We start from the raw sequence: 20,687 nt of genomic DNA, 5'->3' as shown, positions 1-20,687 counted from the left end.
CGACGCTACGGCCCGGCACTGACATCGGCCGCCGCCCACGGCCCCTCCGCCCGCAGCAGCGCGACGAGTTCGTCCACGTGCTCCCGGCGGGTGCGGAACCCGTCGACGTCGATCCGCAGCGCTCGCCGCCCGTCGAGCTCCGTGGTCGCCACCCACGCCCGGCCACCGCGCTCGACGCGCTGCTGGAGCGCCCGCTGCACCGCGTCCCGGGTGGCGGCCGGTGCCTCCCGTACCGCCGCGGGCAGATAGCGCACGCAGCACACGGCGGTCTGCACGTCGCCCACCGGCTCGAAGCCGTCGGCGGCGGCCAGCTCCGCGGCGAGGTGCCGGGTGAGGTCCAGCTGCCGTTCCACGATGCGCCGGTAGCCCTCGCGGCCGAGGCCGGCGAGCGCGGCCAGCGGCCCGGACCTGGCCGCCGGCGCGCTCGTCGAACTGCCCGTCTCCGACCTGCCGCGCTGGGAGCTGACCCTCGCGCTCGCCCACCGTACGCAGGACGCCGCCACCGCCCCCGTACGGGCGCTGCGCGCGGCGCTGCTCGGCGCCGGCTGAGCCCGCGGGGCGCCGGCGTCACCTGCGGCGCCGGACCATCCACCCCACGATCATGCCGATGACCGCCACCGCCAGCAGCGCCAGCCACAGCGGCGTGGTGACCTCCCAGAACAGCAGTTGGATGCGGGCGCGCCTGGTGTTCTGGAAGATGAACGCCAGGCCGAGGGCGGCCAGCACGATCGCGGCCACCCTGCGGGGCGTGAGCGCCTGCCGGGCGCCGCCGGTCCGTGCCGAGGTATGAGCCATGAGCCCAGCCTGGGCCGGTGGCCGGGAGGGCGCCCGGCGGCCGGGCCGTTCGGGCGAACGTCACCGGCGGCTCAGGCGAGCCCCGGGGTGTCGAGGGTCAGCGTGCCGGCGTCCGCGTCGAGGACGGCGGGGACGCCGAGCGGGACGGTGAGGGCGGGGACGCCGTGGCCGAAGTCCAGGCCCTCCAGCACCGGCACCCCGAGGTCGCCGAGCCGGTCGGCGAGCACGGCGCGGACCGCCTCGTACGGGCCGCAGTCCGCCCACGTGCCGCAGACGACGCCGGCGACCCCGGTCAGCCAGCCGCTGCGGCGGAGCTGGGTGAGGATGCGGTCCAGCCGGTAGTCCGCCTCCTCGACGTCCTCGATGAGCAGGATGCCGCCGGCGGCGCCCGCGCGGGCGCCGGGGGTGCCGAGGCCGGCGGCCAGCAGGCTCACGCAGCCGCCGAGGGTCACGCCATGGGCCCTGCCGGGGACGAGGGCGCGGGCGCCGGGGCTGGTCAGGCGCTGCACGCCGGCCGGCTCGAAGAGGGAGCGGCGCAGGTGCTCGCGGGTGGTGTCGTCCGCGGCGAACGGGGTCCAGGCGGGCATCGGCCCGTGCAGCGTGGCCACGCCGAGGTGGGTGGCGACGGCCTCGTGCAGGGCGGTGGCGTCGCTGAAGCCGACGTAGACCTTCGGTCCCGCGGCGCGCAGGGCGGCCCAGTCGACGTGGTCGAGCATGCGGTGGGCGCCGTAGCCGCCCCTGCCCGAGAAGACCGCGGCGACCTCGGGGTCGCACCAGGCGCGCTCGAAGTCGCGGGCGCGGGCGGCGTCGTCGGCCGCCAGGTAGGACAGCGCGTCGTGTTCGCCGTACGCGGTGGGGTGGACGACGACGTCCAGGCCCCAGCCGCGCAGCACCTCGACGCCGGCGTCCAGCTCCTTGCGCGGGAACCCGCCGCTGGGCGCGACGACCGCGACCCGGTCGCCGGGCCGCAGCCGGCGCGGGCGGACCAGCGCGGTGGCGGACCCGGTGCCCGGGGCGGCCGGGCGTGCGGCCGCGGCGGCCGGGGGCACGGGTGCGCCCAGGTCCACGACCGGCACGTCCGGCGCCGCGAAGCCGAACGTCTGCGCGTACAGCGACAGCTCCACCTCCAGCGCCCGGGTCAGGGTGTCGGCGCGGCGGAAGCCGTGGCCCTCGCCCTCGAAGGTGACGTACGCGTGCGGCACGCCCCGGCCCGCGAGCGCCGCCAGGAACCGCTCGGACTGCACCGGCGGGCAGATCACGTCGTCCAGCCCCTGAAGCAGCAGGAACGGCACGGTGATCCGGTCGGCGTGGTGGACCGGGGAACGCTCGCGGTACCGCTGGGGCACCTCGGCGAGCGGGCCGACCAGCGACTCCAGATAGCGGGACTCGAAGTCGTGCGTCTCGTCGGTGGCCCAGCCGGCGAGATCGAGGATGGGATAGACGATCGTGCCGCACGCGTAGAGCCCCTCGGCCAGCGGCGAGGTGAGGGACGCGGCGGTCGTCCAGCCGCCCGCGCTGCCGCCGCGGATCGCCAGCCGGGCCGGGTCGGCGGTGCCCTCGTCGGCCAGCGCGCGGGCGACGGCGGCGCAGTCCTCGACGTCCACCACGCCCCACTGCTCGCGCAGGCGCTCGCGGTAGGCGCGGCCGTAGCCGGTGGAGCCGCCGTAGTTGACCTCGGCGACGCCGATGCCGCGCGAGGTGAAGTAGGCGATCTCCAGGTCGAGCACGAGTGGTACGTGCCCGGTGGGGCCGCCGTGCGCCCAGATCACGTACGGCGGCAGCTCGTCCTCGGGGCCGGTCAGCTCCGGGTGGTGCGGCGGGTAGACGTGGGCGTGCACCTCGCGGCCCCCGGGGCCCGTGAAGGTACGGGACACGGGCCGCGGCAGGTAGGCCGGATCGACGGCGTCGCGGTGGGCGTTGCCCGCGACACGGGCGTAGCCGGTGGCGGTGTCCAGCTCGACGACCTCGTATCCGGTGACGGGGCTCGCGGCCAGGCCGAAGACCCGCTCGCCGGCGACGGCGAGGGCCGCGGCCCAGTTCGACCAGGGGCCGGGCACGTCGGCCAGCTCGCCGGTGGCGGGGTCGAGGACGCCGAGGCAGGTGCCGCCGGTGCCGTGCAGGGTGGCGACGAGGCCGCTGCCGAGGACGGCGAACCAGCGCAGCCCGACCTTCCACAGCGCGTCCGCGAACTCCTCGGGCAGCGGGCAGAGTTCGGTGGTCACGGCGGTGGCGGGGTCGACCCGGTGCAGGTTCCACCAGCCGCTGCGGTCGGTGGCGGCCACCAGCGTGCCGTCCGGCAGCCACTCGGCCTGCGCGACGGACTCCGCCTCCGAGCCGGTCTGGGCGCCGAGCACCGTGGTGACCCCGGCCAGCCGGCCGTCGCCGGTGACGTCGGCGACGCGCAACTCCGTGCCGTCCCAGGGCATCTGCGGGTGGTCCCAGGCGATCCAGGCGGCCTGCCGGCCGTCCGGGGAGAGACGGGGGCCGGTGACGAAGCGGTGCCGGTCGTCGGTCAGCTCGCGCACGGCCGACCGGTCGGCCGCCGCCGAGCCGTCGAGCGGCACGGCGGCGAGCACGCGGCGTACGTCGGTGGGGGCCTGCCCCGTGAACTCCTCCAGCACGCACCACACCTCGCCGCGCTCCGGCAGCACGACCGCGTCGCACCAGCGCAGCCCGCCGCCGAGGGGGGAGACGGGCGTGAGCGGGCGGGGCTCGCCGCCGCCGTCCGGCTCGTACGCGTACAGCCGCTGGTCGGCGAAGTGGGTGAAGACGATCAGCGGGCCGCCGGTGGCGCGCGGCGCGCCGGCCCAGGGCCGGCCGCCGTACTCGATGACCCTGTTGCGCACGTTCCACGGCGGGGGCAGCACCGACTCCTCGGTGCCGTCGGGGCGCAGCCGCACCAGGGCCCGGCGCCCGCCCTCGCGCGGCCGCGGGGCGGTCCACCACACCTCGTCGCCGACTACGCCCAGATACTCCGGGCGGCCGTCGTGGCTGGCGGCGAGGGCGGCGGTCAGGGCGGAGGGCCAGGTGCCGTACGGGGCGGTGGTCACGGGCGGCGTCGTCTCTTTCCGCTGAGGGTCGGGGCACCGGCGCTCAGGCCGGCGCGCCCGCTGGTCGTTGCCTGCTTCCCGCGCGCTTGCCGGGACTCGGTGCCGTCAGGCCGATCTGAGGAAGTCGTCCAGCACCCGCACGCCGAAGTGCAGCGCCTCCACCGGCACCCGCTCGTCCACGCCGTGGAACAGCTCCTGGTAGTCGAAGCCGGCGGGGAGCTTCAGCGGCGAGAAACCGTAGCCGGTGATGCCCAGGCGGGAGAACTGCTTGGCGTCGGTGCCGCCCGACATGCAGTACGGCACGACGTGCGCCCCGGGGTCGAAGCGCTCCAGGGAGGCGCGCATCGCGGCGTAGACGGGCGCGTCGACGGGGGCGGTGAGCGGCACCTCGCGGTGGCTGAACTCCCAGTCCACGTACGGTCCGGTCAGCTCGTCGAGCGTGCGGGCGAACTCCTCCTCGCCGCCGGCCACCATCCGGCCGTCGATCTGGGCGGTGGCGCTGCCGGGGATGACGTTCACCTTGTAGCCCGCTTCGAGAACCGTGGGGTTGGAGCTGTTGCGCACGGTGGGCGCGACGAGGGCGGCGGCCGGGCCGAGCTTGCCGAGCAGCTCGTCCACGTCGAAGCCGGGGTCGTCCAGCTCCCCGGGGGCGACCACGACGCCGTACGCCGCGGCCGTCTCGACGAGCGCCGCGCGGACGGTGGGGGTGAGCCGCACGGGCCAGCGGTGCTCGCCGATGCGGCCGACGGCGGCGGCCAGCCGGGAGACGGCGTTGTCGGCGTTGACCTTCGAGCCGTGGCCGGCGCGGCCGCGGGCGGTCAGCCGCAGCCAGGCCGTGCCGCGCTCGCCGGCGGCCACGGGGTAGAGGCGCAACCCGTCGCCGGCGTGGAAGGTGAACGCGCCGGACTCGCTGATGCCCTCGGTGCAGCCGTCGAAGAGCGCGGCGTGCTCCTCGGCGAGATAGCCGGAGCCGTACTCGGCGCTGGCCTCCTCGTCGGCGGTGAAGGCGAGCACGATGTCGCGGCGGGGGCGGACGCCGGCGCGGGCCCAGGCCCGTACGACCGCGAGGACCATCGCGTCCATGTTCTTCATGTCGATGGCGCCGCGGCCCCAGACCACGCCGTCGCGGACCTCGCCGGAGAAGGGGTGGACGCTCCAGTCGGCGGGCTCGGCGGGCACCACGTCGAGATGGCCGTGGACGAGCAGCGCGTCGGCGCCGGGTTCTGTGCCCTCGATGCGGGCGACGACGTTCGTCCGGTCGGGGGCCTTCTCCAGCAGGGTGGGCTCGATGCCGGCGCCGGCGAGCCGCTCCGCGACGTACTCCGCGGCCTGGCGCTCCACGCCGTCGCCGCCGCCGTGGTTCGTGGTGTCGATGCGGATCAGGTCGGAGGTGAAGCGCACCACCTCGTCCAGCGCCGCGTCGTCCGGGCCCGGGTTCCCGGCGGTCGCGGCGTGCGGGATCACATCAGCCATACTGCTCCTCCACGGCGGCCGAGACGAGCGTGGTGACGGCCTTGAAGCAGCGGATGCCCTCGTACATGGTCTCCGTCGTGTACGCCACGCGCCGCTCACCGGTCGGCGTCACGCCCGGCACCACCGTGGCCGCGCCGGCCAGATGCTCCGCGTCGAACTCCAGCTCCACCGTGAACGGCCCGCCGCGCACCGGCTCCGCCCGCACCGCGAGCGCCGCGCCCTCGATGGCCGCCGCCCGGATGTCCGCCGCGGTGCGGGCCGGGGTGCGGCACACCGCGGCGTACCGCGAGACGTAGTCCTTGACGGCGACGCCGGGTGCCGCGGGCGCGTATCCCTTGGCGTCCTCGACGGTCTTGTCGTCGCCGGTGACGAGCACGACCGGAACGCCGAACTCGGCGACCACGTGCGCGTTCAGCAGGCCCTCGCTGGCCCGCACGCCGTTGAGCCAGACGCCGGTGATGGAGTTGGCCAGGTACGTGTGCGCGAGGACGCCTTCGGTGCCGGCGCCCGTGTGATAGCCGACGAACGCGATGCCGTCGACGTCGCCGTGCTGGACGCCCTCGACCATGGACAGCGACTTGTGCCGCCCGGTGAGCATCTGGGCGCGGTCGTCGATCCGCTCCAGCAGCAGATTGCGCATCGTCCAATGCGCCTCGTTGACCAGCACCTCGTCGGCGCCGCCGGCGAAGAAGCCCTCGATGGCGGCGTTGACGTCGGATGTGAACATGGGCCGGCAGCGCTCCCACTGCGGGCCGCCGGGAAGCACGTCGGCGGGCCACGTGACGCCGGTGGCCCCCTCCATGTCGGCGCTGATCAAGACCTTCATGCCGAGCCACGGTACGCGGTCGGACGAAGCGGTGAAACCCCTGTGGATACGTACAGAGGTCTAGACCGCCTCAACTCCCCCGGAACGCCCCGCGACCAGCCACTTCGACGACAGCCCCGGCTCTCCGCCAGCCGGAGGAAGCGCACTCGCGACGACCGGTCCCGGGTCCCCGGCGAGCGCCCGCCGGCACGGGTCCTCCGCCCCGGCCGAGCGCGGCGGCTAGTCGCCGTGCCCGAGCTGGAGGTCCCGCTCCGTGCGGCCGCCGCCCTCCACGCGCAGCACCGTGGCCACCGGCGGGTACCCCGCGGCGATGACGGTGTACTCGCCCGCCGACAGGTCGACGAACCGGAACGCGCCGTCCGGGCCCGTGGTGCCGGTGTCGACGACGTTGCCCGCGGCGTCCAGGAGCGTGACCCGGGCGTCCTCCACCGGCCGCCCGCCATACGCCCGTACGGTGCCGCGCAGCACCGCCCCGCCGGCCAGCTCGACGTCCTGCCGCGTCTCCCGCGCCGCCTGCACCGAGACCGGCAGCGCCGCGGGCCGGAAGCCCGGCGCGGTCGCCGCGAGCGTGTACTCGCCGGCGACCAGTTCGCCGATGGCGTACGAGCCGTCGTGGCTGCTGCGCGCGGAGGCGACGACCTCCCCGCGCGCGTCGGTGAGCGTCACGACGACGTTCCCCAGCGGCGTGCCGTCGGCCGCCGCGACGGTGCCGCAGATGCGTCCCGCGCCGCCGAGGACGAGGTCCAGCTCGACCGGCCGGTCCCCGACGGTGACCGTGACGGCCTGCGGCTGGTGTCCGCCGGCCGCGGCCACCAGGACGTACGAGCCTGCCCCCGGGGTGGGCAGCACGTACCGGCCGTCGTCGCGGCTGGCGTCGCGGCCCACCTGCCGGCCGGCGCCGTCGATGAGCGTGAGCGCCGCGCGCGGCACGGTGGTGCCGTCCTGGTGCTGCACGCTGCCGCACACCGGCACGCCGGCGCCCGCCGGGACGGTGCCGCGGGCGGCGGGCACGGTGGTGTCGACCGCCGGGTACTCGTCCGTGACGGGGCCCGGCCCCGGGAGGTTCTGGGACACCAGTGGTCTCTCCTTCAGCAGGAAGGCGAACACCACGCCGAGGACGAGCACGGGCACCAGGTACAGGAAGATGCCCGGCATGGCCTCGGCGTAGGCGCGGATGTAACCGTCGCGCAGCTCGGCGTCGAGCGCGTGGACGGCCTCGGGGGTGATCGACTCCGCCTCCGGCAGCGAGGCACCGGGGGGCGGCGGGGGCAGGGTGCCGGTCAGTTCGTCGGCGAGGCGGTCGAAGAAGAGGGTGCCGAAGACGGCGGTGCCGACCGAGCCGCCGATCTGCCGGAAGTAGTTGTGCGCGCTGGTCGCGACGCCCAGGTCGGCGGGGCGTACCGCGTTCTGCACGGCGAGGACGAGCACGGGCAGGACGAGCCCGAGGCCGACGCCGAGGACGGCCATCCAGATGCTGTACGAGAGCTGCGAGGTGTTCTCGTCCAGGCGGGAGAGCAGGTACATGCCGACGGCGGCGACGGCGCAGCCGACCACCGGGTAGGGGCGGTAGCGGCCGGTGCGGGTGATGAGCTGGCCGGAGGTGATGGAGGCGGCGACGGTGCCGATCATCATCGGCAGCATCAGCAGGCCGGACTCGGTGGCGCTGGCGCCGTCGACCATCTGCAGGAAGGTCGGCAGGTAGCTGGCCGCGCCGAACATCGCCACCCCGGTCACCACCCCGACCAGGGAGGTGACGTTGAAGATGCTGTCGCGGAAGAGCCGGAGCGGCATGACGGGTTCGACGGCGAAGTGCTCGACGACCAGCAGCAGGACGGTGGCGGCGAGGGCGCCCGCGCCGAGGCCGAGGATGACGTCGGAGGTCCAGGCGTGCTCCAGGCCGCCCCAACTGGTCAGCAGCACCAGGCAGGTGGAGGCGGCGGCGAGGAAGAGCCCGCCGAGGACGTCGAGCCGGGGCCGGGCCGCCGGCTTGGGCAGCTTCAGCACCAGGCCGGTCACCAGCAGGGTGACCAGGCCGAAGGGCACGTTGAAGTAGAAGCACCAGCGCCAGGACAGCTCGTCGGTGAAGAACCCGCCGAGCAGCGGTCCGGCGACCGAGGCGAGACCGAAGGCGGCGCCGATCAGGCCCATGTACCGGCCGCGCTGGCGGGACGGGACGATGTCCGCGATGATCGCCTGCACGCCGATCATGAGGCCGCCCGCGCCCACTCCCTGGACGGCGCGGAACGCGATGAGCTGGTCCATGCTGCCCGACGCACCGGCGAGCCCGGAGCCGATCACGAACACCACGATGGAGAACTGGAAGACGCCCTTGCGGCCGAAGAGGTCGCCGAGCTTGCCGTAGATCGGCAGGCTGATGGTGGACGTGAGCAGATAGGCAGTGATCGCCCAGGACATCCGGTCCAGGCCGTGCAGTTCGCCGACGATCTTCGGCAGGGCGGTGGCGACGATCATCTGCTCCAGCGCGGCGAGGAGCAGCGCGAGCATCAGGGCCGGGAACACCAGCCGGACGCGCCGGGGGCTCAGCTCCCCGCCGTCGCCGGCGCCGCCCGCCGCACCGCGCCCGGTCGGCGGCGGTCCGCCCTTTCCGGTACGTCCCGGCCGTTGCGCCGGCTCCGCCGGTCCCGCCGCCGGGCCGGCCGCGGGCACGGTGACCGGCTCGTCGTTCACCAGGGTCGTCCCCACGTGCCAGCTCCCCATCGTCCGCCTGCGCCGGACCATTTTTCGCACCGTTCAAGATCCGGGGGCAAACGCGATTCACTCCCCCTCACGGTGGCGCGGGAGGGCGCCAACTCTGTTGCCCGGGACGCTCATCGGGCGCTCATCAGCGGCTTTCGCGACGGCCCGGCCGAGCCGGGGGCAGGCGGGCGCGCGGCGGGAATCCACTCGAACCGGTGAGGCCGCCCGGCGGCGCGTCCGGGGCGGCGGCGACCGGGATCACCCGATCGAGGACTCGACGGGAAGGGAACGTGTGTTCTATTCTCGGTCGCAGATCAACGGGAGGTGCCGATGCGCTGGGAGAATCTGACCGACGAGGCCGCCGACGGCGGCGTGGCCACGGGGACGGCACCGCCCGCCCTCTTCGGCACGGCGGCCGTCGTGACCCGCACCTTCGATACCCCGGAGTTCCGCGGCATCACGTTCCACGAGGTGCGGGCCCGCTCGATCGTGAACAGGGTGCCGGGCGCCTCGCGGATGGCCTTCGACTGGACCGTGAACCCCTACCGGGGCTGCAGCCACGCCTGCGTCTACTGCTTCGCCAGAAAGACGCACGGCTACCTGGACCTCGACACCGGCCGCGGCTTCGACTCGCAGATCGTGGTGAAGGTCAACGCCGCGGAGCTGCTGCGCCGCGAGCTGGCGAGCCGCCGGTGGCGCGGTGAGCACATCGCCATGGGCACGAACGTCGACTGCTACCAGCGGGCCGAGGGGCGCTACCGGCTGATGCCCGGCATCCTCGCCGCGCTGCGGGACTTCGCCAATCCGTTCTCGATCCTCACCAAGGGCACGCTCATCCTGCGCGACCTGCCGCTGCTCAAGCAGTCGGCCGAGGTCACGCAGGTCGGGGTCGCGGTCTCCGTGGGCTTCCTGGACGAGGAGCTGTGGCGGACCGTGGAGCCGGGCACGCCCGCGCCGCAGCGCCGGCTGGACGTGGTGCGCACGCTCGCGGAGCACGGCATCGGCTGCGGGGTGCTGATGGCGCCGGTGATCCCGTTCCTGAGCGACTCCCCCGGGCACCTGCGCGCCACGGTGCGGGCGGTGGCGGAGGCGGGCGCCACGTCGGTGACGCCGCTGGTGCTGCATCTGCGGCCGGGTGCACGGGAGTGGTTCATGGCCTGGCTGGAGCGCCACCACCCGCATTTGGTCCGCCGGTACCGCACGATGTACGCGGGCGGGTCGTACGCGCCCAAGTGGTATCAGCGCCAGATCACCCGCCAGGTGCACGAGTACGCGACGGAGCTGGGCATAGGCCCGTCGGCCCCCGGCATCGCGCGCAACATCGAGCCCGCGGAGGGGCCGGGCACGCCGCCGGAGGGCCCGGAGAACACGCAGTTGACGCTGCTCTGACGCCCGTCGGCGGCGGGACGCCCCGGGCCCCGGCCCGTACCGCCGTGCCCGCGGCCCGCGCCTCCTGCGGCGCGCGCCGCCTCACGGCGACGGGGTGCGCGGGCCGATCCGGGTGATCGCCGCCGTGGCCGCCCGCCACAACTGCGGGAAACCGAGCGCCTCGGAGAGCGCCGGGATGGCGCGCTGGTCGCCCAGCTCGCCCAGCCCTTCCACGCAGGCCGTCGCTATCGGCCAGTGGTGCTGCGGCTCGCGCACCAGCCGTTGCAGCGTGCTGATCAGCGCGGGCGCCGACTCCGGCGCGCGCAGCCGGACCAGCAGCCGGATGGCGTGCAGGGCGTACGCGGTGCGCAGCGGGTTCGTCGCCAGGGCCGCCGCCGCCCGCGCGGTGCGGGGGTCGCCGAGCCGGGCGAGCGCGCACGCCGCGCTCTCCGCCCGTACCGGATCGCGGTAGTTGAGCAGCAGCACCAGCGTCTCGAAGGCCCGCCGGTCTCCCGCCGTGCCCAGCGCGAAGGCCGCCAGCTCCCGGGCCCACAGCGGCTCGCCGGGCAGTTCCAGCACGCGCGCCAGTTCCTCGTGGGCGGTGGTCGTGCGCTGCCGCGCGAGCGCGGTCATGTGCTCGAACCGGGCCCGCGCCGGCGGGTCCTCCAGCCTGCCGCGGATCCGTTCGGTGAGCGCCAGATACTCCTGGTCCATGCCTCGGCCCCCTGCCTCGCCGGCACTCAGGGTACGTATCCCGCCACCGGTCGGTGACGGGCTGGTCGATCGGGGTTCACTCCATGTGTGCCCCGGCTGACGGGTACATTCCCTGATTCGCCCACTGGCGCCCATGGTTACTCACGAGTTAAGCTCGGGGGACGAGCAGCACCCCTGCTCGGGCGGTCTGGTGACGCAGCCGCCGAGAGCTGAAGTCGGTTCGGCAACTGACAGCACGCGCGACGGGCGCCCCGGTGCCCGTGGCGAGGACGCCCGGCCCCGGGACAGGGCCGGCCGCGGGTCTCGCCCCGCGCGCCCCGCCGCCCCGCGCGGTTCCCGCCGTGGGCCCCCCGCCCCGGCCCGGCCGCCGTGTGCGTGCGGCCCCGGCCCTCATCTCCCGCGTCACGACTGGAGTCCCGCGATGGACCGCAGCCCTGTCCCCGAGTCCCCCGAGTTCCCCCCGGTTCCTTTCCCCACCGTGGCCGTCGTCGGCCTCGGCACGATGGGCACCGGCCTGTGCGAGGTGCTGGCCCGCGCGGGCCGCGAGGTCGTCGGCATCGACGTCAGCGCGGCCGCCGCCCGCGCCTGCGTCGCGGCGCTGGAGCGCGCCACGGACCGCGCCGTCGCCCGCGGCCGGCTCCCCGAGGACGCCCGCGCGGGGGTCCTGGCCCGGCTGCGCACGTTCCCCGACCTGCGCGCCGCGGCGGACGCGGACCTGGTCATCGAGGTGGTGCCCGAGTCGTACGAGATCAAGCAGCGGGTCATCGCCGAACTGGACGGCATCGTCCGCCCCGGCACGGTGCTCGCCACCGGCACCAACGCGCTGTCCGTCACCCGACTCGCCGCCTCCTCCGCCCGCCCCGAGCGCGTCCTCGGCCTGCACTTCTTCACCCCGGTCCAGGCGATGCGGCTGGTGGAGGTGGTCTCCTCCGTGCTCACCGAGCCGACCGCGGTGGCGCAGGTCACCGCACTGGTGCGGGAGTTGGGCAAGGAGCCCGTCGCGGTCGGCGACCGGCCCGGGTTCATCGCCGACGGCCTGCTCTTCGGCTATCTCAACCAGGCCGCGGCGATGTACGAGTCGCGGTACGCCACCCGCGAGGACATCGACGCGGCGATGAAGCTCGGCTGTGGCCTGCCGATGGGCCCGCTGGAGCTGCTCGACCTGATAGGCGTCGACACCGCCCGTACGGTGCTGGAGGCCATGTACGCCTCCTCGCAGGACCGGCTGCACGCCCCCGCTCCCGTCCTCGGCCAGTTGACCGCCGCCGGCCTGACCGGCCGCAAGGCGGGCCGCGGCTTCTACGCCTACGACGCCCCCGGCAGCGGCACCGTCGTGCCCGGCGCCGCCACCGCCGCCGCCGCAGCGCCCGGCGCGCCGCCGCGGCCGGTCGGGGAGATAGGGGTGGCCGGCTCCGGCACGATGGCGAGCGGCATCGCGGAGGTCTGCGCCAGGGCCGGGTACGCGGTCACCCTCGCCGCCCGCAGCGCCGAGAAGGCGGCGGCGGCCAGGGCCCGGGTCGCCGCGTCGCTGGACCGCTCCGTCGCCAGGGGCCGCCTCGCCGCCGCCGACCGCGACGCCGCGCTTGCCCGGATCTCCCCCGCCGGCGAGCTGGACGCGCTGGCCGGCGCCGGCCTGGTCGTGGAGGCGGTCGCCGAGGACCTGGCGGTCAAGCGGCGGTTGTTCGCCGCTCTGGACGAGGTCGCGCGGCCCGGCGCGGTGCTGGCCACCACCACGTCCTCGCTGCCCGTCGTCGCCTGCGCCGCCGCCACGTCGCGCCCCGAGGACGTGGTCGGCATGCACTTCTTCAACCCGGCGCAGGTGATGAAGCTCGTCGAGGTGGTGCGCACGGTCCGTACCGCGGACGACGCGCACGCCACCGTCCGCGCGGTCTGCGCCCGGCTGGGCAAGCACGCGGTGGACTGCGGCGACCGGGCCGGCTTCATCGTCAACGCGCTGCTGTTCCCGTATCTGAACAACGCCGTGAAGATGGTCCAGGAGCACTACGCCTCGCTCGACGACATCGACGCGGCGATGAAGCTCGGCGGCGGCTACCCCATGGGCCCCTTCGAGCTGCTGGACGTCGTCGGTCTGGACGTCTCGCTGGCCATCGAACGGGTGCTGCACCGCGAGTTCCGCGACCCCGGCCTGGCACCCGCCCCGCTGCTGGAGCACCTGGTCGCCGCGGGCTGTCTCGGCCGCAAGACGGGCCGCGGCTTCCGCGAGTACGCCGCCGCCCCGCGCTGAGCACCGGCCGGCCGCCCGCCGCCCGCCCCCTCCCGCAATCGACGGCGAATCGGGGGCCACGCATGGAGTACGTTCCTTACATGTCCCAGCCTGCGAAGCCCAGCCGTTCGACCTCCAGCACCCAGCGCCTGAAGATGCGCCGCGACATCGCGGCCGCCGCCATGGAGCTGTTCGCGACCAAGGGCTACGAGGCGACGACGGTGGACGAGATCGCCGCCGCGGCGGGCGTGGCCCGCCGCACCTTCTTCCGCCACTTCCGCTCCAAAGAGGAGGCGATCTTCCCCGACCACGACGACACGCTGGAGCGCGTGAAGTCCGTCCTGGACGCGGCGCCGCCGCACGAGTACCCGCTGGACACCGTCTGCCGCGGTATCCGGGAGGTCATGCGGATGTACGCGGCCCAGCCCGCGGTCTCCGTCGAGCGCTACCGCCTGACCCGGGAGGTGCCCACGCTGCGCGAGCGCGAGATCGCCTCGGTCTCCCGCTACGAGCGGCTGTTCACCCGCTATCTGCTGGGCCACTTCGACGAGGTCGCGCACCAGGACGGCGACGACGGCCCGCTGCTCGCCGAGGTCGCGGCCTCCGCCGTGGTCACCGCGCACAACCACGTGCTGCGCCGCTGGCTGCGCGCGGGTGCGGAGGGCGACGTGGAGGGCCAACTCGACCGCGCCTTCGCGGTGGTACGGGCCCGGTTCACCGGCGTCGGCCAGCCGCACGGCCCCGCGGGCCTGGGCGGCGCCGAGGCGGCCGCGGCCGGCGCTCCTGCGGTCTTCACGGCGGGCGGCGAGGGCTCGGACGTGCTGGTCGCGGTGGCCCGTACGGACGCGCCGCTGAGTGAGGTCATGCGCACCATCGAGAAGGCGCTGAAGAAGAGCTGACCAGGGGTTTCCCCCTGCCACGGGCTCCCCGGCCGCTGTCGGCCGGGGAGCTTTCGCATGCTCATCCGTGCATCGCCGCGAACACATGAGAGAAGTTTTGGCACCGAGTGTCTTGCAGCCTGGCACGCCGTGCCATACGGTACGGGACATCCGGGTGACCGGCGTACGCGACCAGAGCGCGCGCCGGCTGTCCCCGCGAGCCCCGGCTCGCGCACCCGGCCCGCGCCTCGTCACAGGCGCGAGGGCGCCACCGCGCCCGTACCGCGCACACCGGCACCACCGCAGGAGCCGAACCGCCTCGCGAACGCCGCACAGCTCTCACCCCCGACGTCCCTCAAGCGTCCCCCGACACGCTTCGCCGGAGGCAGCACCATGAACGAGATACTCGCCGCGATTCAGGCATCCGACAGCACCGCCGCCGACTTCGCCTCCCTGCCCCTGCCCGAGTCCTACCGGGCCGTGACGGTGCACAAGGACGAGACGGAGATGTTCGAAGGGCTCACCACCCGCCAGAAGGACCCGCGCAAGTCGCTGCACCTGGACGAGGTGCCGGTGCCGGAACTCGGCCCCGGCGAGGCCCTGGTGGCGGTCATGGCCAGCTCCGTCAACTACAACTCGGTGTGGACGTCGATCTTCGAGCCGCTGTCCACCTTCGCCTTCCTGGAGCGCTACGGCCGCCTCTCCCCGCTCGCCGGCCGCCACGACCTGCCGTACCACGTCATCGGCTCCGACCTCGCCGGCGTCGTGCTGCGCACCGGTCCCGGCGTCGTCGCCTGGCGGCCGGGCGACGAAGTGGTGGCGCACTGCCTGTCCGTGGAGCTGGAGAGCGCCGACGGCCACGACGACACGATGCTCGACCCCGAGCAGCGCATCTGGGGCTTCGAGACCAACTTCGGCGGCCTGGCGGAGATCGCGCTGGTGAAGTCCAACCAGCTCATGCCCAAGCCGGACCACCTGTCCTGGGAGGAGGCCGCCGCCCCCGGGCTGGTCAACTCCACCGCCTACCGCCAGCTCGTCTCCCGCAACGGCGCCGCCATGAAGCAGGGCGACAACGTGCTCATCTGGGGCGCGAGCGGCGGACTCGGCTCGTACGCCACGCAGTTCGCGCTCGCCGGCGGGGCCACGCCCATCTGCGTGGTCTCCAGCCCCGAGAAGGCGGAGATCTGCCGCCGCATGGGCGCCGAGGCGATCATCGACCGGCGCGGCGAGGACTACCGCTTCTGGCGCGACGAGCATGAGCAGGACCCGCGCGAGTGGAAGCGCTTCGGCGCGCGCATCCGCGAGCTGACCGGTGGCGAGGACGTCGACATCGTCTTCGAGCACCCCGGCCGGGAGACCTTCGGCGCCTCCGTCTACGTCACCCGCCGCGGCGGCACCATCGTCACCTGCGCCTCCACCTCCGGCTTCGTGCACGAGTACGACAACCGCTACCTGTGGATGTCGCTGAAGCGGATCATCGGCTCGCACTTCGCCAACTACCGCGAGGCGTGGGAGGCCAACCGCCTCGTCGACAAGGGCCGGATCCACCCCACGCTGTCGAAGACCTACCCGCTGACCGAGACCGGCCAGGCGGCGTACGACGTCCACCGCAACCTGCACCAGGGCAAGGTCGGCGTGCTCTGCCTGGCCCCCGCCGAGGGTCTGGGCGTACGCGACGAGGAGAAGCGCGCCGCGCACCTCGACGCGATCCACCTCTTCCGCAGCGTCCCGCCTCCCGGGGCGCAGCCGCCCGCGGCACCCGGCCGCTCGAGCACCCCCGAGCGGGCCGTCGAGCACGCCGGGAACGTGTGATGGCGGCCAAGGACCGGCCCTGGCTGATGCGCACCTACGCGGGCCACTCCACCGCCGAGGCGTCCAACGAGCTGTACCGGCGCAACCTCGCCAAGGGCCAGACCGGCCTGTCGGTCGCCTTCGACCTGCCCACCCAGACCGGCTACGACCCCGACCACGTGCTCGCCCGCGGCGAGGTCGGCCGCGTCGGCGTGCCGGTCTCGCACCTGGGCGACATGCGCCGCCTCTTCGCGGGCATCCCGCTGGAGCGCACGAACACCTCCATGACCATCAACGCCACCGCGATGTGGCTGCTGGCGCTCTACCAGGTGGTCGCCGAGGAACAGGGCCTGGACGAGGCGGGCGTCGCGAAGCTCGCGGGCACCACGCAGAACGACATCGTCAAGGAGTACCTCTCCCGCGGCACGTACGTCTTCCCGCCCGGGCCCTCGCTGCGGCTGACCACCGACACCATCGCGTACACCGTCGGGAAGATGCCGAAGTGGAACCCGATCAACATCTGCAGCTACCACCTGCAGGAGGCGGGCGCGACGCCGGTGCAGGAGATCGCATACGCGATGGCCACGGCGACCGCCGTCCTGGACGCCGTCCGCGACTCCGGCCAGGTGCCCGCGGAGAAGCTGGGCGACGTCGTCGGCCGCATCTCCTTCTTCGTCAACGCCGGGGTCCGGTTCGTCGAGGAGATGTGCAAGATGCGGGCGTTCACCCGCATCTGGGACACCCTCACCCGCGAGCGCTACGGCATCGAGGACCCCCGGCAGCGCCGCTTCCGCTACGGCGTGCAGGTCAACTCCCTCGGCCTGACCGAGGCGCAGCCGGAGAACAACGTCCAGCGCATCGTGCTGGAGATGCTGGCCGTGACGCTCTCGAAGGACGCCCGCGCCCGCGCCGTGCAACTGCCCGCCTGGAACGAGGCGCTGGGCCTGCCGCGCCCGTGGGACCAGCAGTGGAGCCTGCGCATCCAGCAGGTGCTGGCACACGAGAGCGACCTGCTGGAGTACCCCGACGTCTTCGACGGCAGCCACGTGGTGGAGGGGCGGGTGGCCGAGCTGGTCGAGGGCGCGACCGCCGAGATGGCGTACATCGAGCGGCTGGGCGGCGCCGTCGCCGCGGTGGAGTCCGGCTACCTCAAGGCGCGGCTGGTGGCCTCGCACGCCGAGCGGCGGGCCCGGATCGAGTCGGGCGAGGAGAAGATCGTCGGCGTCAACTGCCATACGGAGACGGAGCCCAGCCCGCTCACCGCGGACCTGGACGCCGCGATCATGACCGTCGACGCGGACGTGGAGGCGCGCGTCGTCGCCGCGATGCACGAGTGGCGGCTGTCCCGCGACGAGCCGCGCGTGCAGCGGGCGCTGACGGCGCTGAAGGCCGCCGCGGCGGGTACGGCCAACCTGATGCCCGCCTCCCTGGAGTGCGCCCGCGCCGGCGTCACCACCGGCGAGTGGGCCTGGGCGCTGCGCGACGTCTTCGGCGAGTTCCGCGCCCCCACGGGTGTCGGCGGCGCGCCGGTCGCCGTCCCGGCGGCGGAGACGGGCGGTGAGGCCGCGCTCACCGCGGTACGGGACCGGGCCGCCCGCACCGCCGCGGAGCTGGGCAGCGGCCGGCTGCGGCTGCTCGTCGGCAAGCCGGGCCTGGACGGGCACAGCAACGGCGCCGAGCAGATCGCCGTACGCGCCAGGGACGCCGGCTTCGAGGTCGTCTACCAGGGCATCCGGCTCACGCCCGAGCAGATCACCGCCGCCGCGGTCGCCGAGGACGTGCACTGCGTCGGGCTGTCCATCCTCTCCGGCTCGCACGCCGCACTCGTCCCCGACGTCCTGGACCTGCTGCGCCGCGCGGGCGCCGGCGACGTGCCCGTCATCGTCGGCGGCATCATCCCGGCGGCGGACGCCGAGGCGCTGCGCGCCGCGGGGGTGGCGGCCGTGTTCACCCCGAAGGACTTCGGAATCACGCAGATCATCGGCCGTATCGTCGACGAGATCAGGCGCGCGAACAAACTCGACCCCCAGGAGGCCCCCGCATGAGCCCCGCCCCCACCCCGTCCGACCGGCTGCGGCCGCGGCGTTCCTGCCTCGCCGTCCCGGGGTCCAACCCCCGGTTCCTGGAGAAGGCCCAGGGGCTGCCGGCCGACCAGGTGTTCCTGGACCTGGAGGACGCCTGCGCGCCCCTGGCGAAGCCGGACGCGCGGCACACCATCGTGAAGTTCCTCAACGAGGGCGACTGGAGCGGCAAGACGCGGGTGGTGCGGGTCAACGACTGGACGACGCACTGGACGTACCGCGACGTCATCACCGTCGTCGAGGGTGCGGGGCCGAACCTGGACTGCCTCATGCTGCCCAAGGTCCAGGACGCCGAGCAGATCACGGCGCTCGACCTGCTGCTCACCCAGATCGAGAAGACCATGGGCTTCGAGGTCGGCCGCATCGGCATCGAGGCGCAGATCGAGAACGCCAGAGGGCTGGTGAACGTCGACGCCATCGCCGCCGCCTCGCCGCGGCTGGAGACGATCGTCTTCGGGCCCGCCGACTTCATGGCGTCGATCAACATGAAGTCCCTGGTCGTCGGCCGGCAGCCGCCGGGCTACCCGGCCGACGCCTACCACTACATCCTCATGCGGATCCTCATGGCCGCCCGCAGCCACGACCTCCAGGCCATCGACGGCCCCTACCTCCAGATCCGCGACGTCGACGGCTTCCGCGAGATCGCAGGACGCGCGGCCGCGCTCGGCTTCGACGGCAAGTGGGTGCTGCACCCGGGCCAGGTCGAGGCCGCCAACGAGGTCTTCTCGCCGTCCCAGGAGGACTACGACCACGCCGAGCTGATCCTCGACGCGTACGAGTACTCCACCTCGGAGGAGGGCGGCAGGAAGGGCTCCGCGATGCTCGGCGACGAGATGATCGACGAGGCGAGCCGCAAGATGGCGCTCGTGATCTCGGGCAAGGGCCGCGCCGCCGGCATGACCCGCACCACCGCCTTCACCCCGCCGGAGGGCTGACATGCAGTTCGGACGCACCTACGAGGAGTTCGAGCCGGGCGCGGTGTACAAGCACTGGCCGGGCAAGACCGTCACCGAGTACGACGACCACCTCTTCTGCCTGCTGACCATGAACCACCACCCGCTGCACCTCGACGCCCACTACGCCGGCGGGACCACCGACTTCGGCCGCAACGTCGTCGTCGGGAACTACGTGTACTCCCTGCTGCTCGGCATGTCCGTGCCCGACGTCTCCGGCAAGGCGATCGCCAACCTGGAGGTCGAGTCGCTCAGGCACGTGGCGCCCACCTTCCACGGCGACACGGTCTACGGCGAGACGACCGTGCTGGCCAAGTGGCCGTCGAAGTCGAAGGACGACCGCGGCATCGTGCACGTCGAGACCCACGGCCACAAGCAGGACGGCACCCTGGTCTGCGTCTTCCGGCGCAAGGTGATGGTGCCCACCCGGGCGTACGTCGCGGCGCGCGGCGGCGAGCAGCCGGGCCGCCCGGAGCCGGCCGAGCACGGCGGGGAGCGGTGATGGGACGGCTGGCGCAGACGGAGGGGCTGACGGAGGTCCAGCGGGAGATCGTCGCCACGGTCCGCGACTTCGTCGACAAGGAGATCCTGCCGGTGGCCACCGAGCTGGAGCACCGCGACGAGTATCCCGCGAAGATCGTCGAGGGTCTGAAGGAACTGGGCATTTTCGGCCTCATGATCCCGGAGGAGTACGGCGGTCTCGGCGAGTCGCTGCTCACCTACGCGCTGTGCGTGGAGGAGATCGCCCGCGGCTGGATGAGCGTGTCGGGGATCATCAACACCCACTTCATCGTCGCGTACATGATCAAGCAGCACGGCACCCCCGAGCAGCGGGAGCACTTCCTGCCCCTGATGGCCGCCGGCGAGGTGCGCGGCGCGTTCTCGATGTCGGAGCCGGGGCTCGGCTCGGACGTGGCGGCGATCACGTCCAAGGGCGTACGGGACGGGGAAGGCGGCGACTATCTGCTCACCGGACAGAAGATGTGGCTGACCAACGGCGGCACGTCGAGCCTGGTCGCGGTGCTCTGCCGGACGGACGAGGGGTTGCCGCCCGAGGCGCCCGCGCACCGGTCGATGACGACGTTCCTGGTGGAGAAGGAGCCGGGGTTCGGCACCGTGAAGCCGGGGCTGACCATTCCCGGCAAGATCGACAAGATGGGCTACAAGGGTGTCGACACCACCGAGCTGATCATGGAAGGGCTGCGCGTCCCGGCCGACCGGGTGCTCGGCGGCCCCGAGGGGGCCGGCCGGGGCTTCTACCAGATGATGGACGGGGTCGAGGTGGGCCGCGTGAACGTCGCCGCGCGTGGCTGCGGCGTCGCCCAGCGCGCTTTCGAGCTCGGCATCGGCTACGCCCGGCAGCGGCAGGCCTTCGGCCGCCCTATCGCCCGGCACCAGGCGATCCAGTTCAAACTGGCCGAGATGGCTACCAAGGTCGAGGCGGCGCATGCGATGATGGTGCGAGCGGCACGCAAAAAGGACACCGGAGAACGTAACGACCTAGAGGCGGGAATGGCCAAATATCTCGCTTCGGAGTACTGCAAGGAAGTCGTGGAAGACGCGTTCCGCATCCACGGCGGCTACGGCTTCTCCAAGGAGTACGAGATCGAGCGCCTCTACCGGGAGGCGCCGATGCTTCTCATTGGCGAAGGCACCGCCGAGATCCAGAAAATGATCATTGGACGGCGGCTACTGGAGGAGTACGGGTCCCAGGGTTGACGGACTGCTTCCGGGGCAGGCGGCAGGGGTGGCGTGGCAGCCGGTCACGGGCCCCCGCGGGCGAAAGCTCGCTTCGGCTTGCCGAGTTGCCGGTGCCAACCGATAGCATCCCCGACAA

At 73.7% G+C, this 20,687-nt stretch carries 15 protein-coding genes; 8 read left to right on the top strand and 7 right to left on the bottom strand.

Annotated features, from left to right (window positions below; translation table 11 throughout):
• Positions 1 to 5: 5 nt before the first annotated feature.
• The 6 genes from ABGA99_RS02485 to ABGA99_RS02460 form a co-directional block, all read right to left on the bottom strand.
• The gene (locus tag ABGA99_RS02485) at positions 6 to 353 is read right to left on the bottom strand and encodes a hypothetical protein (RefSeq protein ID WP_347575899.1); all 348 of its coding nucleotides are present in this window, start codon (positions 351 to 353) and stop codon (positions 6 to 8) included.
• 214 nt (positions 354 to 567) lie between these two features.
• On the bottom strand, positions 568 to 795 hold the full coding sequence (locus ABGA99_RS02480) for a LapA family protein (protein WP_347575900.1): 228 nt from the start codon (positions 793 to 795) through the stop codon (positions 568 to 570).
• A 71-nt stretch (positions 796 to 866) separates the two neighbouring features.
• Entirely contained in the window at positions 867 to 3,845 is a 2,979-nt protein-coding gene (locus ABGA99_RS02475; protein ID WP_347582064.1) for a prolyl oligopeptidase family serine peptidase, read from the bottom strand.
• A 105-nt stretch (positions 3,846 to 3,950) separates the two neighbouring features.
• The gene (locus tag ABGA99_RS02470; RefSeq protein ID WP_347575902.1) at positions 3,951 to 5,318 is read right to left on the bottom strand and encodes a M20/M25/M40 family metallo-hydrolase; all 1,368 of its coding nucleotides are present in this window, start codon (positions 5,316 to 5,318) and stop codon (positions 3,951 to 3,953) included.
• Positions 5,311 to 6,144 carry a M55 family metallopeptidase gene (locus tag ABGA99_RS02465; RefSeq protein ID WP_347575903.1) on the bottom strand — a complete coding sequence of 278 codons (834 nt, stop codon included), beginning with the start codon at positions 6,142 to 6,144 and terminating at the stop codon, positions 5,311 to 5,313. The genes ABGA99_RS02470 and ABGA99_RS02465 overlap by 8 nt, the downstream gene beginning before the upstream one ends.
• 219 nt (positions 6,145 to 6,363) lie before the next feature.
• The gene (locus ABGA99_RS02460; protein WP_347582081.1) at positions 6,364 to 8,862 is read right to left on the bottom strand and encodes an MFS transporter; all 2,499 of its coding nucleotides are present in this window, start codon (positions 8,860 to 8,862) and stop codon (positions 6,364 to 6,366) included.
• 309 nt (positions 8,863 to 9,171) lie between these two features.
• Here ABGA99_RS02460 and ABGA99_RS02455 point away from each other — a divergent pair, with 309 nt between their 5' ends.
• Positions 9,172 to 10,230 carry an Rv2578c family radical SAM protein gene (locus tag ABGA99_RS02455; RefSeq protein ID WP_347582063.1) on the top strand — a complete coding sequence of 353 codons (1,059 nt, stop codon included), beginning with the start codon at positions 9,172 to 9,174 and terminating at the stop codon, positions 10,228 to 10,230.
• 81 nt (positions 10,231 to 10,311) lie between these two features.
• Here ABGA99_RS02455 and ABGA99_RS02450 read toward each other — a convergent pair whose 3' ends face one another.
• Entirely contained in the window at positions 10,312 to 10,923 is a 612-nt protein-coding gene (locus ABGA99_RS02450) for a HEAT repeat domain-containing protein (RefSeq protein WP_018837082.1), read from the bottom strand.
• A 421-nt stretch (positions 10,924 to 11,344) separates the two neighbouring features.
• On the opposite strand from ABGA99_RS02450, the gene ABGA99_RS02445 reads away from it, so the two are divergent.
• The 7 genes from ABGA99_RS02445 (at position 11,345) to ABGA99_RS02415 (ending at position 20,569) form a co-directional block, all read left to right on the top strand.
• Positions 11,345 to 13,168 carry a 3-hydroxybutyryl-CoA dehydrogenase gene (locus tag ABGA99_RS02445; protein ID WP_347582062.1) on the top strand — a complete coding sequence of 608 codons (1,824 nt, stop codon included), beginning with the start codon at positions 11,345 to 11,347 and terminating at the stop codon, positions 13,166 to 13,168.
• Between the two features lie 80 nt (positions 13,169 to 13,248).
• Entirely contained in the window at positions 13,249 to 14,046 is a 798-nt protein-coding gene (locus tag ABGA99_RS02440; protein WP_347582061.1) for a TetR family transcriptional regulator, read from the top strand.
• A 372-nt stretch (positions 14,047 to 14,418) separates the two neighbouring features.
• Positions 14,419 to 15,837, top strand: a complete 1,419-nt coding sequence (gene ccrA / locus ABGA99_RS02435; RefSeq protein WP_347582060.1) for a crotonyl-CoA carboxylase/reductase — start codon at positions 14,419 to 14,421, stop codon at positions 15,835 to 15,837.
• Positions 15,837 to 17,861: a protein meaA gene (locus ABGA99_RS02430; RefSeq protein ID WP_347575908.1), complete on the top strand. Its 2,025-nt coding sequence runs from the start codon at positions 15,837 to 15,839 to the stop codon at positions 17,859 to 17,861. The genes ccrA and ABGA99_RS02430 overlap by 1 nt, the downstream gene beginning before the upstream one ends.
• A complete protein-coding gene (locus ABGA99_RS02425) occupies positions 17,858 to 18,832 on the top strand; it encodes a CoA ester lyase (protein ID WP_347582059.1) in 975 nt (324 codons plus the stop codon). Before ABGA99_RS02430 ends, ABGA99_RS02425 begins: the two co-directional genes overlap by 4 nt.
• A 1-nt stretch (position 18,833) precedes the next feature.
• The gene (locus ABGA99_RS02420) at positions 18,834 to 19,352 is read left to right on the top strand and encodes a MaoC family dehydratase (protein WP_347582058.1); all 519 of its coding nucleotides are present in this window, start codon (positions 18,834 to 18,836) and stop codon (positions 19,350 to 19,352) included.
• Complete coding sequence (locus ABGA99_RS02415; protein ID WP_347582057.1) at positions 19,352 to 20,569, top strand: acyl-CoA dehydrogenase family protein; 1,218 nt, start codon at positions 19,352 to 19,354, stop codon at positions 20,567 to 20,569. Before ABGA99_RS02420 ends, ABGA99_RS02415 begins: the two co-directional genes overlap by 1 nt.
• The last annotated feature ends 118 nt before the right edge of the window (positions 20,570 to 20,687 follow it).

Source organism: Streptomyces sp. B5E4 (assembly GCF_039871555.1).
Taxonomy (GTDB): Bacteria; Actinomycetota; Actinomycetes; order Streptomycetales; family Streptomycetaceae; genus Streptomyces.
This window is presented reverse-complemented; position numbering and strand designations above follow the sequence as displayed.